Origin of the sequence: Brasilonema octagenarum UFV-OR1 (assembly GCF_963888615.1) — a bacterium.
Lineage (GTDB): Bacteria > Cyanobacteriota > Cyanobacteriia > Cyanobacteriales > Nostocaceae > Brasilonema > Brasilonema sennae.
On the sequence record NZ_CAWPKW010000309.1, the window covers coordinates 19,583 to 35,130 of the forward strand.

The window sequence follows — 15,548 nt, forward strand, 5'->3', positions numbered from 1 at the left end:
AACTCGACAACAATTAAATATATAAACATGACGTACAAATAGAGTCTTCGCTGAACCACCAATCGATTGAGTTTGGGAAACTTGAAGCTGGTGTAGGTCAACGATTCAAGCCCTATCAGGAGACACTCATGTTTTTCTGCGAGGTTCATGTTTTTCTCTAAATGTTATAGCTGCGATATGTCATTCAAGTGTGAGGAATTAGGGTGAAACAACAGAAACTATCCACCTGGATATGGCTGTTTACAGCTGTATCAGTCTTAGGGGCTTCCCCAGCACGTGCTGATGTTGTAAATGTCAGTGCTGTGCAACACAAAATCGGGACAACAAATGCAGCAGCACCCATAAAAGACATTCCTCGACTGAGTGAGATTCAGCGTCCCCACACCAGTGTTAAGGACTGGTTGACGCAACAGACTCAACAGAATCAAGTTATACAAATCACAAGAGTGCGCCTTTCTCAAACTGCTAACGGTTTGGAAGTGATATTAGAAACTTCTACATCTGATAAACTGCAAGTCGCAATTAAGAGTGAAGGTAATAACTTCATTGCGGATATTCCTAATGCTCAACTGCAGCTAACAAGTGGTAGTTCTTTCCGTCAACAAAAGCCTGTTGCGGGAATTACTGAAGTAACGGTGACTAATATAGACGCAAGTAGTATCCGGGTAACAGCGACAGGTGAGGGAAGTGTACCAAAAGTTGAGTTGGACGACAGCAATGAAGGTTTAATTTTTGTTTTCACGCCGGTGATATCCTCTACACCACAAACAGCTAAACCTAGTAATGAAAAACCATCCCAGTCGAGTCAAGAAGCAATTGAACTCGTTGTGACGGGTGAACAACAAGGATATAGTGTACCTGATGCCACAACTGGAATCCGGACAGATAATATACCATTACGTGATATTCCCCAGTCTATTCAAGTCATTCCGCGTCAGGTGATTGAAGACCGAAATGTTGTGCGTCTTTCAGAACTCGCGGATAATGTCAGTGGTGTACAACCCGAGCGTGGATATGGAGGTTTGTCTTCATTAGGGTTTCGGGTGCGCGGTTTTCTAACCAATTTTGAAACTTTACGCAATGGCTTCCCAGATTACGGTTACTTCAGTCCGCGAGATGTAGCCAATATTGAGCGCGTGGAGATTCTCAAAGGTCCGGCGGCGGTGGTTTATGGCGGTAGTCCGACACAGTATGCAGGTGGAAGTGGTGTTGTCAACTCCATTACCAAAAAACCCTTATCACAGCCTTATTACAACGGAAATGTCACTTATGGAAGTTACGAGTTTTTGCGTCCGACTTTAGATATTAGTGGACCGCTTACAGACGACAAATCAGTTTTATATCGTTTGAATGTCGCCTACGAAAGTGCTGACAGTTTCCGTGATTTTGTGGAGTATGACAGCTTCTTTATTTCGCCTGTTTTAGAGTTGAAGATAAGCGATCGCACCAAACTCACCTTTGAATACGAACACCAAAAATACAACTATACTTTTGATAATGGTTTTCCCATTGAGCCAGAAGTTCTCAAACTTCCTCGTAGTCGATTTTTAGGAGAACCCAATTTTGCCAATGGTGAAGTCACCTCTAACTCGTTTACATATAACTTTGAACATCAATTCAGCAACAACTGGAAGTTCCGCCAAGGATTTAATATTCTCAGTGCTAATTTGAATGACGCAAAGCAGGTCTCTCCTGGTTCTTTGCAAGATGACCGCCGCACTCTAGACCGTACTTTCTACGCTTCCGATGAAGAACACAAAAATATCACGCTACAAAACGAAATTTCTGGCAAATTTTCTACTGGCTCTATTCGCCATAATGTTCTGTTTGGGGTAGATTTAGCCCGAAATGTATTTAACTACATTTTTGCCCCAGACCTCGAATTACCCATAGATATTTATAACCCGCAATATGGTGGAACTCCTATTCCTGTAGAGGATGGTTCTCCCTTTGGTCGAAAAATTGTTTCTGAGAATGTAGGTTTATTCGCACAGAATTTGATTGAGCTTCGACCGAATCTAAAATTGTTATTGGGTGGTCGCTTAGACTTTAACGATTACAGCACAAAAGACCGTGTGAGTGGCGATACTCTCAGCGAACAATCAAATACTCGTTTTTCACCACGAGTTGGAATTGTATATCAACCGAGTGATACGACTTCGCTTTACTTTAACTGGACAAACGGCTTTTCTCCTCAATTTCAAGCAAGAAGTCGGACAAACGAACAGTTCAAGCCACAAAATACCGAACAATTTGAGGTGGGGGTTAAACAAAATTTTCTCAAGGATAAACTTTCTGCAACTTTGGCATTCTTTCAAGTTACCAAGCAGAACGTACTCACACCAGACCCAGTAGACGACCTATTCAGTATCCAAACAGGAGAACAACGCAGCAGAGGTATTGAATTAGATATCGCAGGCGAAATATTACCAGGTTGGAAGGTTGTTGCTAACTATGCTTACATTGATGGTACAGTGACGAAGGACAATGTGATTCCTGTCAGAGACAGATTATTTGGCGTCCCAGAACACAGCGCTGGATTGTGGACAACTTATGAATTTCAGCGCGGTGGTTTGCAGGGGTTAGGATTTGGTGGTGGGTTGTATTTTGTCGGTGAGCAAGAGGTAGATTTACCGAATACATTTAAACTCTCAAGTTACATACGAGCTGATGCTTCCATCTTCTATCGGCGTCAAAATTATCGATTTGCAGTCAACTTCAAGAATATTTCTAATGTTAAGTATTATGAGGTTGATGGGTACAGTATTGACGCTGCATCACCATTTACGGTGTTGGGAACAGTGTCAGTTGAGTTTTAATTCCCAAAGCATTCAAATGAGAGTTGTGTGTGAGTAAATTACGTCACTATGTTTGGATACTTAAACCCTTTGTTGGAGTCTTGGCAGTGCTTCTGCTGGGACTGGTTTCAGGATGTGAGGGAAATGTTGTTAAATCAACTAATACTGCTTCTGAAGCAGCAAAATACACTTCCACCACACTTAATAATTGTGACCTGACGATTACCTACAAGCAACCACCACAACGCGCTGTCACGATGATGCAATCTGCAACAGAGGTGATGCTGGCGCTGGGTTTAGAAAAGCACATGGTTGGTACAGCCTACCTGGATAATCCGATTTTGCCAGAGTATCAACAGGCATATTCCCAAATTCGCGTTTTAGCGCCGAAGTACCCATCGCGGGAAGTTTTCTTGGGGGTTGAACCAGATTTTGTGTTCTCCACTGAGGAAAGTGCTTTTGCCAAAGAAGCACTTGGATCACGAGAAGAGTTGCTCAAATTAGGGATTTCTTCTTATTTGTTACCAATTGAATGCGATCGCCCAGAACTCAGACCTGAGGGCGTCACGATGGAAAATTTATATCAGGAAATACGGGATATTGGGCGTATTTTTGGAGCAGAAGAACGAGCCGAAAAGTTAATTGCTCAACTGCAAGCACAACTGCAAGAAACTCAACAAAAGCTAGGCAAAGTCACAACCAAGAAGCGCATTTTTTGGTACGATTCTGAAAACCCTCCCCTAACCGTTTCTAACTGGGGAATGCCGAATCATATTATTGAATTAGCTGCTGGAGAAAATATCTTCAAAAATATCCAGAAAAAAGAAGCATGGGTGACAGTTAATTGGGAAGATGTGATTGCACGTCAACCCGATGTGATTGTTCTCATTGATGCTAGCTGGTCACCTGCTGACGAGAAGCGACGATTACTTAAATCTAACCCTGCTTACTCGCAGATGAAAGCTGTGCAACAGGATAAATTCATTGTTGTGGGTTTTAGTTACACGATGCCAGGAATTAGGAATATTGCAGGGGTGAGACAATTAGCAGAGGCTTTGTACCCAGAGAAGTTTAAGTGATGAGGGAGATGAGGAAACATCGCTTTGGAGACAAGAGAAAATTTTCTTTATTAAATCAAAAGAATTCCATTCATGGGGATATTCTGCGTTCTGCGTTCTGTGTTCTGTGTTCTTCTTAATCATGATTAATCCAGTACCAAAGCACCTGAGAAAAAACAAGCAGCAACGCTACAAGCTGCTAATGGTGGCTTTGGCGGTGATATTATTGATTTCTATGACTTTGGCGGTGATGATTGGGCCTGTACCAATTCCCCCTTTGAGGGTATGGCAGATAGCCTTATCTCAAGTTTTTCCAAATGTTACAGGAGACTGGACGCAAGCACAAGTTCAGATTGTCTGGCTCATTCGCTTCCCGCGTGTGTTGCTAGCTTTTTTTGTGGGCGCTGGGTTATCAGTGGTAGGCGTCACTATGCAAGCATTGGTGCGAAACCCCTTAGCTGATCCTTTTATTCTCGGTGTCTCCTCTGGCGCATCGGTGGGTGCTGTTTTAGTGATCCTGTTCGGTGTTTTCTCATTTTTTGGCGTGTATGCAATCTCCGTTGGGGCTTTCCTCGGTGCGCTATTAGCATTCGTTGTTGTTTTCTTCTTAGCACGACGACAAGGACGCCTCCGTTCCACACGCTTAATCTTAGTTGGTGTAGCAGTATCGTATCTGTTTGAGGCGATAACGAGTTTCTTGGCTATCAAAGCCGGAAGTGGGGAAGCTACACGACGAGTGTTGTTCTGGTTGTTGGGGGGACTTTCAGGAACAAAGTGGACAGACCTGATTTTACCAGTGCTGGCTTTGTTAGTTGGGCTGGGATACTTGTTGGTTCAAACGCGATCGCTCAATGCACTCCTCATCGGTGAAGAAACAGCCCGCACTCTAGGAACCGACACCGACAGTTTCCGCAAGCAGTTATTCCTAGTAATATCACTGCTAACAGGTGTCATAGTTGCCGTCAGTGGTGTGATTGGCTTCGTCGGGCTGATGATTCCCCACAGTGTCCGCTTCCTCGTCGGCTCAGATCATCAGCGCGTTTTACCTGTAAGCCTGCTCCTGGGTGGAATTTTCCTGATTTGGGCAGATGTATTAGCACGGACTTTGGTTGCTCCAGAGGAACTTCCCATCGGCATTATCACTGCACTGTTCGGCGCTCCTTTTTTCATCTGGTTGATGCAAGGTAAAGAAGGTGGACGATGAAGTTAGAAGTGAAACAGATATCCTGGAGTATTGAGGGAAAGCAGATTTTACGTGATATTAATTTGGAGGTAGCATCAGGTGAGTTTGTTGGACTAATTGGTCCTAATGGTAGTGGCAAGTCAACTTTACTCAGATGTATTTACCGTGTCCTCAAACCAGATACTGGAGTTATTACCCTTAATGGTAAGAATATCTGGCATCTGAGTGCTCGTGAAATGGCACAAGCTACCGCAGTTGTTTTACAGGAAACACCCACTGAGTTTGACTTTACTGTTGAGGAGATGGTATGGATGGGGCGTACACCGCATCTTGGGATATTTGACCGACAGACAGAACAAGATCACAGCATCGTTCTGAGTGCTCTTGAGCAGGTGGGGCTTTCTACCTTTGCCGAAAGAAGTTTTGCTTCCCTTTCTGGTGGAGAGAAGCAGCGGGTTTTGATTGCACGGGCGATCGCCCAGCAAGCCCGTTTCCTCGTTCTTGATGAGCCAACAAATCATCTCGATATTCGCTACCAGTTGGAACTCTTGGAACTGGTAAAGGGATTAGGTGTGACTACCATTGCTGCTTTGCATGATTTGAACCTTGCTGCTACGTACTGCGATAGCATCTACGTGCTCAAGGAAGGAACCATCGTCGCAGCAGGGAACCCCCAAGCCCTGCTACAACCAAAGCTCATCCGGGAGGTGTTTGGGGTAGGATCTGTTGTTGCGCTGGACTCGCGCACAGATAAATTACGCATCACCTTCTTTCTGGAAGACACTTAAGACAGATATGACATTACTCGTTCATTTCTTTCATTGTCGCCAAGGCTGAAGGAGACAATTTACTCAGATAACGGAATATCCAGTATTTAAAAATAGTGTCCAAAATCACAGGAAAAGTGGCAATAAAAAGAGATATTGCGCTTTTTTGTGCTGGAAGCCCCAAATGTTCCGCAAATCCTTCAAGAATCACCTCCCAACCATGTGGTGAGTGAAATCCGACAAATATATCTGTGAATAAAATAATCAAGAAAGCCTTAGCACTGTCACTCAAACCATAAATAACATCATCCATGAAAGATTTCACAATTGCAATTTCTCTTTTGCTTGTAACAATTACGAACGCAAAAGCTACAAGTGACAGCAAATCAGCAAAAACATTACTAATAGCGCTACTGCCTTTCTCTTTAAATTCTTCGGCAATTTCATGGACTTTATTTTTTACTTTTTCCTCTACAGCTTCTGAAGAAAGTGGCGGTGCTTTACTAATTAGGCTCTGAAACTTTAATTTTTCTTCAAAAGTTTTTAACTCTGTCAGAGCTTCTTCTTCCATTTCATAGTTGAGGAAAATGTGATTTAGATTTTCACCTCTTATCCGCTCTACAATTGGACTAAATAAGAATTGTTTAGAGAGATATTGAGTTAATAGCGGCACAATAACTAGAATTACCAAAAATCTGACCGCACTTCTTGTTCTCTTTCTAGAACTTTGGAAATTTCTAATATATTGTTGTTCTGCTTCCGGCGACAAATCTGCTTTAATTCTATTTAATGTTCTTCCAATTGACCTAGGAAATATACCTGTTTTATTAAAAAGAGGGTCACCTTTTATATTGTTTACACCAGATGAATTTGACTGGTTGTTAACTTCGTCACGGTTAAGTTGTAATGGTTGAGAGATTGGTGTTATCCCGTCCTGATTCAATTCTTGTTCTAAATTATATTTGAGGCTCACCTCATCAATAAAACTTAGTTTCTCTAAAAAAGCAGAACTTGACATATTCAACACAGAAGAACTTAAACGGAACTCCGCTAATTTTGCCTTGATAATCATTAAGTTCTTGTTAAGAGAAACCTGCCAATAAGCTCTGACACTCTCAGTGTATTTACTTGAGTTAGGAATAATTTTGTTACCCTCAAACTGCTCTATCTCAATATTTCTAATTCTTTGAGCAGCCTCGTAAGCTTCTAATAGTGCTCTTTCTGGTGTACTCAGGAATCGTTTGTTACCAGCCTGTAAGTATTGTTGAATTTTTTGTCCGATGGATCCTGGATGATTGTTGAAAAACGAAATTTTCATGTTACATTCATTTTAACTAACTATTATTATTTTATTTAATTTAAAAATCAATAATGGCTAATAAAATATAATTTTTACTTATGATTTATTAGCCATTAGATGGGTATCTTATTCTGAGTGTACACCGATAAGAGAGTTTGGTACAGCGAATGAGCGATTGAGAAGTTCAAATTGTTTTTTGCTAACATCATAAGCAAAGACTTCGCCACTCTCAATTTCATAGATCCAAGCGTGAAGAGTGATTTGACCACTGTGAAGTTTAGAGCAAATTATCGGGTAAGTTTTTAGATTGTCTATCTGTATTAAGACGTTCTGTTCTATTGCAATTTTTAATAGTTTATCGCTGGGACAATGCTTGTAGTTATCTAAGACAAGACGACGGGTAGGCTCAGCATAGTGCTTCAACCAATCGTATACTAGTGGCATTTGCTGAGCAAGATTACCTATTTGTAACAGTCCTTTCATCGCTCCGCAGTGGGAATGACCGCAAATAATAATATCTTTAATATTTAATGCTTGCACAGCATATTCTACACCAGCACCTTCAGCATTATTAAGTGATCCATAAGGTGGAATAATATTACCAATATTACGAATAACAAATAAGTCCCCTGGCTGGGTTTGAGTGATTAAATTAGGGTCAATACGAGAGTCAGAACAAGTGATAAGTAAAACTTCAGGAGTTTGACCATGAGATAATTGCTGGAAAAGATCTCGATGACTGACAAAATAGTTGTCATGAAACTCATTTAAACCACTGATTAAGTGTTTGATGGACACAACCTCGTTCCTCCTATGGAAAGAAATCTTTCTTTTTAAACTTCATACTTTGTAACCTCTTTTTTGGAAAAAAACTGTCATTTTTTTGATATTTTTAAATTTAGAGACTTTTTTGAAGTTTGCAAGAAAAAACTTAGAAAAGTCAAAAGCAAATAGTTCAAAATTCAAATAAATTCTGAATTTTGAACTTTGTAAAGTTCGTGCCCGTAGGGCATATTTTGAATTTGTTCGCGCAGCGTGCCGCAGGCAGCGCAGCGAGGATCAAGCAGTCTTGCAATCAAGAGTCTAAAACCTATAGGTGGGCTTTTCTGTTCCCACCCAAGGGTTTAGTGTATTGGTAATAATTTCCAGTTTCTTGACTGTTTCGACTCTGCTAGATTCCTATAGCTTTTATGATATTCATATATAGAGGAATTCCTACAATAATGTTGAACGGAAAGGTGAGTGCTAAAGCCATAGAAATATACAAGCTGGGATTAGCTTCAGGAACTGTCATTCTCATAGCTGCTGGAACAGCTATGTAAGAAGCGCTAGCACAAAGAACAGCAAATAAAAGAGCATTCCCTTGTGGTATGCCAATGAGTTTAGCAATGATTATCCCCAAAATTGCGTTGGTAACAGGCATAAATACAGAAAAAATAATTAGAAAAGAACCTGTTTTTCTTATATCTAGTATTCTTCTAGCAGCTACCATTCCCATATCTAGTAGAAAAAATGCTAGAACTCCGTAGAATATGCTCTGAGTAAATGGTTGTAGCTTTTCCCATCCTTTCTGTCCTGTTAAAATGCCAACAATAAGGCTTGCAACTAAGAGAAATACAGAACCATTTAGAAAAGCCTCTCGCAAAACTTCACTCCAAGAAAATTCACCCCCTTCTTTCTTTTGACCAAATGCTCTTACTAAAACAATACCCACAATAATTGCTGGAGATTCCATCAGTGCCAAAGCAGCTACCATGTATCCATCAGAGGTAATATCAAGCACTTTTAGAAAGGACTGTGCAGTAATAAAAGTGACAGCACTGATAGATCCATAAGTTGCAGCAATAGCTCCAGCATTATACGCATCAAGTTTTGTTTTTAAAATAAAAAAGGAGTAGATAGGAACCGCACAAGCCATGATGATAGCTGCTATCAATGTCAACGCTACTTGAGGATTAATTCCGCTCTCATCAAGTTCATATCCTCCCTTAAACCCAATTGCAAGTAGTAAGTAAAGAGAAAATAGTTTTGGTAAAGGTTGCGGAATTTCTAAATCCGATTTCAGAAAAATTGCCAGCATTCCTACAAAGAAAAAGAGCACTGGCGGATTCAATATGTTCGATAAGATAAGGCTGGAATTCATTTCTTCTAACCCTGATTTTTTAGAACAGAAGTGGGAATGACTATAGGGATCAGACAATTTTAGGACTTACGCATTGACGTAAAGCAGCCAAAGGCTCGCTAGCCCCGGAGGGGGCGCTGCGCAAACGCTAACGCCGGGGGAAGTTTCACCCGGCAGACTTTACAAAAATCGATTTTGTGCGTCAGACTTATTTGCTGCCATTCCTTCTTTAATTAGGTGCAAGCAAAATCAACTTATGCACCAGTAGATAGAGGAACATTCTTGCGAAATCTGACTATTGCAGAACCGCACCGAAGTTGGCACTCTTTGCATGATGCACACAAAAATTTATTTGTCAAGTGCCTAAGTCCTAAATTTAAGTCAGTTAGCGTTCACAAATCAAGCTATCTAACAAAATGTCAAATCAGCAAACAGCTTAGAAATGAGTCATTCCGCAGTTTTGACAAAACTCAACATATATTAGTTTTCTCGTGCCGACTTATTTACTTAAGTTACTGTTACCAATAATCAAGTCTTCACTGAATATATTTCAAGGCTATGAAAATGGTATGAACATTGTGTGTCAATGTTATGACATTAACTTTTATCAAGGCAGCGCTCTATCCTACAATGCTTAATAAATAAAGATAAAATAACTTTTATATATTGTTAACAAGTATGAAAAACTTCTAATTATTTTGACTTTATATTTGCCAGATGTAAGGATGTCATTAAAAAATAGTAATATATAATACAATACGGCAAAATTAAGACAAATGTTCAGTTAGCGCAGATAGATTTCACTTCGTTTCAACCCCAAAGCTGGCATGAGGAGAACGCTAAATCCTACAGTAGCTTTCAAATCTAAAAAGTCTTAATGTTTACTTTATAAGTCAGATCGAATATCAAACTCGCCTAATTATTTACAATAAAATGACCCCATCAGTTAACCATAAGCTGGACTAGCGTAAAGCAGCACCCATAACCACGCAAGAATCCAAATCACAATTAATCCCAATATACGAAGTAGGATTTGTTTGATCATGTTGTGCTTTGTCCTTTGTCAAAAATCATTTGTCCCCAACAAAGGACAAATGACTTATGATTAATAACTACTTCCAATCCTTCCAATCCTTACCAATCCGGATTGTGATATCAGATTCTAGATCGCCCGTCGCGGACACCTCAACCTGACCGAAACGTAAGATTTTTTGTAATTGTTCTCCTGCTTCTCGGTTGCCTTTTTGGACAATAATCTTAGTTTCGCTTCGGTTATCAGACCAATCTGGTATAGCGTAAACTTTCGTAAATCCTTGCTGTTTGAGATTATTAATAACTTTTTGAGTTAGTTGAGGTTTTCTAGAAGCATTCTGAATGGCAATTTTCAGGCTAGCGAGCGGTTTGACACTTGAGGACACACCCCCTATTGTCACCCCAGCGTAATCTTGTAGCAAGTCAACTCGCCCAGTCAGATCCAACCAATAGCTACTAGGATCTTGGCTCAGACGGCTGAAAATTCCAGGTAATATGGTCATCTGGTAATTATCTCGCTCTATGTTCAAAGTAAAGTTCACTATTGCCATCATTTCTTCCAGCTTGAGGTTAGTGTCGAAGTGCCTTCCCATAACACGGATAATCTGAGGCAATTTGGGTAAAACAGTAGGGCTGTTTAGGCGATCGCGCAATCCCACCAAAAGTGCTTGCTGTCGCTGTACTCTTTCCAAATCGCCCATTCCTGGTTCGCGAAATCGTACAAACTGTTCTGCTTGTTCACCATTGAGTGTTTGCCAGCCGTTGACTAAGTTAATCGAAAATCGTGTTCCAGGATCTTTGTTAACCATTGGTTTAGGAACAAAAACCTCTACTCCACCCAACTGATCCACTAGCCGTCGTAACCCACTCGTAGAAATACGAATATAGCGATCAATAGGTGCATTACTGAGAGTACGACTGACAACCCGTGCTGCTAAAACTTTACCTCCTTGAGCGTTGGCTTGAGATACCTTAGTTAATCCTTTTTCTGGAATAGCTGTCATGGTATCTTTGGGGATAGAAAGTACCCGGATTGTTTTGTTGCTTGGGTTGAATCGTATCAGTAGTATCGTATCGCTATGACCTGCAAAACTTTCGGGAGTTCCATCTACACTGCCAGGTACTGGCTCAATACCCATGACCAAGATATTCATTGGTCGAGTGAGCTTGTATTGTGAAATGTTACTCCACAACTCTGTTGGTAGAGGTACTTTTTGGTCTTTCCCACCCAATCCGACTTCTTCATCTGTTCGATCAATGTCACTCCACAGTGGAGTCCAAAGTGCCAAACTCGATACCAGCAAACCCGACAAGGTCATTCCTACAACAATTGTCAGTACCCAAAAAAGCCATCGAGGCATGGCTAACCCCAGCCGATGATACAGCTGACTGGGAACAGAACCCGAAGATACGAATTTACGAGAAATACTTTTTTGGTTTGTGAGTGTTACCCCATTTGAGGATTGTTGTAATTTATTTGAGCTGCTCTGGTGTTTTTGACTTGCTACTTGCTTGACCACAATACTTTCCCCACTCATCCACTCCCTAAACGTAATATTAATGCAACTTATAAATCTTGCCGGTGAACTACCTTACTCGAAGTTTGAGTAAGAGTGTAAATTTATCATCTAACCTCATCCTAACTATCCTACGGTAAGTCCCCTAGAGTCGCTCTATACCTTTATCATTCGCTTTTTATGGTGTCTATTTGTGTCATTTCCTCTGACTTGATCCAAGTATATTTATACTTCATTACTTTTATTTGTCACAGTACACTTGTAGTATTCTTTAGTAAGTTACTCTGACCCAATGACTAGAACTTTGTTCCCTGTAATCCTTGCGGGTGGTAAAGGAGAGCGCTTTTGGCCCTTGAGTCGTCAAAATCGACCCAAGCAATTTTTGAATCTTGATGGTACTGACAGAAGTCTCCTACAAGCAACTGCTGACCGACTATTGACACTTGCAAGCGGTTGGGATAACCTGTGGGTTATTACCTCAGCTCAGATAGCTCAAGGAGTTAGAGAACAACTACCTGAGTTGCCATCAGATAACCTACTTGTTGAGTTGCAGGGAAGGGACACCGCTGCTGCGGTTGCCTGGACAAGTTTGGAAATTCAAAAGCGTTATGGAGACGACGCTATTATCGGTTTTTTCCCCGCTGACCATTGGATAGCCGACCAAGAAGCATTTGTATGTACAATAAATGCAGCAATAGAGCTTGCGGCTACCCAGGCAGCGATTGTCACACTGGGGATTAAGCCTGCCTTTCCATCAACTGGTTACGGCTATATTGAACAAGGGGAAAAGATTGGCAGTTTTAATGAGTTGCCAGCCTATCACGTCAACCGTTTTACTGAAAAGCCAGACCGTCAAACGGCTGAAAACTTTCTATCTACAGGACGTTTTAGCTGGAATAGCGGCATGTTTGTTTTTCGAGCAGGTGTTGTTCTCAAGGAACTGCACAAACACGCTCCAGAAATTATCGAACCGATAGAAAAGTTCGGTCCTGATATCTATCAAGATCTCCCTAAGAAAAGTATAGACTATGCCTTGATGGAAAAGACAGATATTGCTTATGTCTTACCCGCAGAATTTGGCTGGGATGATTTGGGAGATTGGAATGCGATCGAGCGTTTACTGAAAAAAGAAGGCATCCCCAATGTTGAATTTGCGACTCATGTCGGACTGGACACACAGGGAGCTATACTCTATTCCACAAATGAGGAGGATGTCATTGTTACAATTGGGTTAGAAGATGTGGTGATTGTGCGCGATCGCAACGTTACCCTAATTGTCAAAAAAGACCGTACCCAAGAAATTAAGCAAGTCCTCAAAACCTTACAAAGTGAGCCGCGATTTTCTAACTTGCTTTAAAACTTAAAACTCTTGGCAGAGGCACGCTAGGTGTATCAACCAGTATAACTTTTCTGTCTGTTATTTCATTTGAACAATTATGGAAATCAGTAGTTGTGAACCTCTAGCCAAGAACTTGGCAATAAACTGCATTATTGCCTATCAAAAGCCTATTTCTGTGTCCAAAAAAATTTTTATTTCCCCATCGTTTCATCAACGATGGGGATTCATCCTTAAAATCACTTGACATTCCCACATCCCGGAGGATTAGGATTCTTGGACTCAGATTGCCCTTTTCAGTTGCCCTACTTGAGGTCTAACTTTCTGATGTGCCTAGTCTTACAACTAGCTTCTCAAGCGTTCGTTTCCGTGTGCCCCACGGTACTGAATAAGATGATATCACAGCACATCTTGGGGCGGCAGATTTCTATACACCTCTTTGAAGGGATGAACTTTCTCTACAATATTTTGTAAAATTACCTTTACAAATATTAAAGGATTGCGCTACACCAGGCAAAATCCCCAAAACTAACAGTAATATCAACGGCTTGGTGGTCATCATCATGTCCTGCGGCTGACTTCTCCAACTCGTCTATTCCTCTTTCTGTTGCATCCTTCCGCTTTTTTATAAAACCATGTTCCTCACCCAAACTGTTCCTCGTCAAAGAGAAATCATTGAAGTCCTGCTTCGTAATGGTTGGGACTATATGCGACGAGTCCTCACTGGAGGAAAAGCTGATGAACCCCAACTACCCACACCTGCTGTTTTAAAAAACATTCTAGTAGACTTAGGACCAGTCTACATCAAGCTCGGTCAGTTAATGTCTACCCGTCCAGACTTGCTGAGCGCAGGATATATTGAGGAATTATCAACACTTCAAGATGAAGTACCAGCAGTTCCTTGGGCAGATGTAGAAGTCCTCATTCGCAAACAACTCAAACGTCCTTTAGAAGAAACCTTCAGCACAATAAATGCTATCCCAGTAGCAGCAGGCTCAATTGCCCAGACACATAAAGCTACACTTGTAGATGGGCGCGAAGTGGCTCTTAAGGTACAACGTCCAGGAATTGATCTGACTGTTCCTCAAGATATCGCCTTAATTCAAGGTATAGCCGATTTAGTAGCTCGTACCGAATTTGGGCAAAATTATGAAATCAAAGCGATCGCTGAAGAATTTACCAAAGCCCTAGAAGATGAATTAGATTTTACACGAGAAGCAAGCTTCACCGACCAGTTACGACGCAATTTATCCCACAGTCGCTGGTTTGATCCCACACAATTAGTTGTTGCCGAAATTTTCTGGGATTTGACGACACCAAAATTACTCGTGATGGAGTGGCTCAACGGAGGTCCTCTGTTACAGGCAGATCTTGAGAGTGACAACAATGGCAAAGATCCAGCCGAAAAACGTAAAGAAATTACTACATTACTATTCCGAGCTTTCTTTCAGCAACTGTATATTGATGGTTTTTTCCACGCTGACCCCCATCCTGGTAACTTATTTTATCTAAAAGATGGTCGCGTTGCCCTGTTGGACTGTGGCATGGTGGGACGGCTTGATCCCCGTACACAAGGCATATTGGTAGAAATGTTGTTGGCAATTGTAGATCTAGATGCTCAGCGGTGTGCTCAGTTAACTTTGCAGCTGGCAGAGTCTACACAGCCAGTGATTCTGGTTAAGCTGGAAAATGATTATGACCGGATGCTGCGAAAGTATTACAACTTGAGCGTATCGCAAATTAATTTCAGTCAAATCATCTACGAACTTTTGCAAGTCGCTCGTAACAACAAAATTCGCTTGCCCAGTAACATGGGTTTATATGCCAAAACCCTGGCTAACTTAGAGGGAGTGGCACGGGGATTTAACCCAGAGTTGAACTTTCTCGATGAAATTCAGCCATTGCTGACAGATGTGTTTCGCCAACAGTTGCTTGGTGAGAATCCCGTGCGATCGCTCCTTAGAACAGCTTTGGATGTCAAAAGTCTCTCTTTACAATCTCCTCGACTCCTAGAGTTTCTGCTAGAGCGAATTACCTCGGAAACATTACAGTGGAATATCTCACTGCGTGGTTTAGATAGCTTACGGCGAACCGCAGATGATGCTGCAAATCGTCTTTCTTTTAGCATCTTAGTGGGTTCACTGATTATGGGTGCAGCAATTATCTCTAGCAACGCACAGACATCTCAGTTGTTGTTTTTGAGCAATGTGTTGTTTGCTACTGCTAGCTTCTTAGGGCTGTGGTTAATTATTAGTATTTTGCGCTCAGGACGGCTACGTTAACAAGAAGTCAGAAGTCAGAATGGACTTCTGATATCATGTCCGGATAAACACTTATAAAAACGAGGAACCTCACCCGCCTCCGGTACCCTCACGCCAGATGCTACAACGGGGCGGCACGTTATGTTCCCCCGCTTCCCCCCAAAAGCTGCCTTG

Annotated in this window: 10 protein-coding genes; 6 read left to right on the forward strand and 4 right to left on the reverse strand. The window is 41.4% G+C overall.

Annotated elements, in window-relative coordinates; translation table 11 throughout:
* Nucleotides 1–203: 203 nt before the first annotated feature.
* The 4 genes from AC5590_RS27360 to AC5590_RS27375 all read left to right on the forward strand — a co-directional run bounded on the left by AC5590_RS27360 (nucleotide 204) and on the right by AC5590_RS27375 (nucleotide 5,827).
* Nucleotides 204–2,819, forward strand: coding sequence for a TonB-dependent siderophore receptor (locus AC5590_RS27360; RefSeq protein WP_246162606.1), 2,616 nt, complete (start codon nucleotides 204–206; stop codon nucleotides 2,817–2,819).
* A gap of 29 nt (nucleotides 2,820–2,848) precedes the next feature.
* On the forward strand, nucleotides 2,849–3,877 hold the full coding sequence (locus tag AC5590_RS27365; RefSeq protein ID WP_169266480.1) for an ABC transporter substrate-binding protein: 1,029 nt from the start codon (nucleotides 2,849–2,851) through the stop codon (nucleotides 3,875–3,877).
* A 121-nt stretch (nucleotides 3,878–3,998) separates the two neighbouring features.
* Nucleotides 3,999–5,060 carry a FecCD family ABC transporter permease gene (locus AC5590_RS27370; RefSeq protein WP_169266481.1) on the forward strand — a complete coding sequence of 354 codons (1,062 nt, stop codon included), beginning with the start codon at nucleotides 3,999–4,001 and terminating at the stop codon, nucleotides 5,058–5,060.
* Nucleotides 5,057–5,827 carry an ABC transporter ATP-binding protein gene (locus AC5590_RS27375; protein WP_169266482.1) on the forward strand — a complete coding sequence of 257 codons (771 nt, stop codon included), beginning with the start codon at nucleotides 5,057–5,059 and terminating at the stop codon, nucleotides 5,825–5,827. The genes AC5590_RS27370 and AC5590_RS27375 overlap by 4 nt, the downstream gene beginning before the upstream one ends.
* 13 nt (nucleotides 5,828–5,840) lie before the next feature.
* Here the strand turns inward: AC5590_RS27375 and AC5590_RS27380 are convergent, their stop codons facing one another.
* The 4 genes from AC5590_RS27380 to AC5590_RS27395 form a co-directional block, all read right to left on the reverse strand.
* Nucleotides 5,841–7,124 carry a proton extrusion protein PcxA gene (locus AC5590_RS27380; protein WP_169266483.1) on the reverse strand — a complete coding sequence of 428 codons (1,284 nt, stop codon included), beginning with the start codon at nucleotides 7,122–7,124 and terminating at the stop codon, nucleotides 5,841–5,843.
* Nucleotides 7,125–7,232: 108 nt separating this feature from the next.
* Complete coding sequence (locus AC5590_RS27385; RefSeq protein ID WP_169266484.1) at nucleotides 7,233–7,904, reverse strand: carbonic anhydrase; 672 nt, start codon at nucleotides 7,902–7,904, stop codon at nucleotides 7,233–7,235.
* 373 nt (nucleotides 7,905–8,277) lie between these two features.
* On the reverse strand, nucleotides 8,278–9,249 hold the full coding sequence (locus AC5590_RS27390; protein WP_169266485.1) for a sodium-dependent bicarbonate transport family permease: 972 nt from the start codon (nucleotides 9,247–9,249) through the stop codon (nucleotides 8,278–8,280).
* A 1,091-nt stretch (nucleotides 9,250–10,340) separates the two neighbouring features.
* Nucleotides 10,341–11,780: an LCP family protein gene (locus tag AC5590_RS27395; protein ID WP_169266486.1), complete on the reverse strand. Its 1,440-nt coding sequence runs from the start codon at nucleotides 11,778–11,780 to the stop codon at nucleotides 10,341–10,343.
* A 289-nt stretch (nucleotides 11,781–12,069) separates the two neighbouring features.
* Here AC5590_RS27395 and AC5590_RS27400 point away from each other — a divergent pair, with 289 nt between their 5' ends.
* Nucleotides 12,070–13,134 (forward strand): mannose-1-phosphate guanylyltransferase, encoded by a 1,065-nt coding sequence (locus AC5590_RS27400; RefSeq protein ID WP_169266487.1) that lies wholly within the window; start codon nucleotides 12,070–12,072, stop codon nucleotides 13,132–13,134.
* A 614-nt stretch (nucleotides 13,135–13,748) separates the two neighbouring features.
* On the forward strand, nucleotides 13,749–15,395 hold the full coding sequence (locus tag AC5590_RS27405) for an ABC1 kinase family protein (RefSeq protein ID WP_169266489.1): 1,647 nt from the start codon (nucleotides 13,749–13,751) through the stop codon (nucleotides 15,393–15,395).
* The last annotated feature ends 153 nt before the right edge of the window (nucleotides 15,396–15,548 follow it).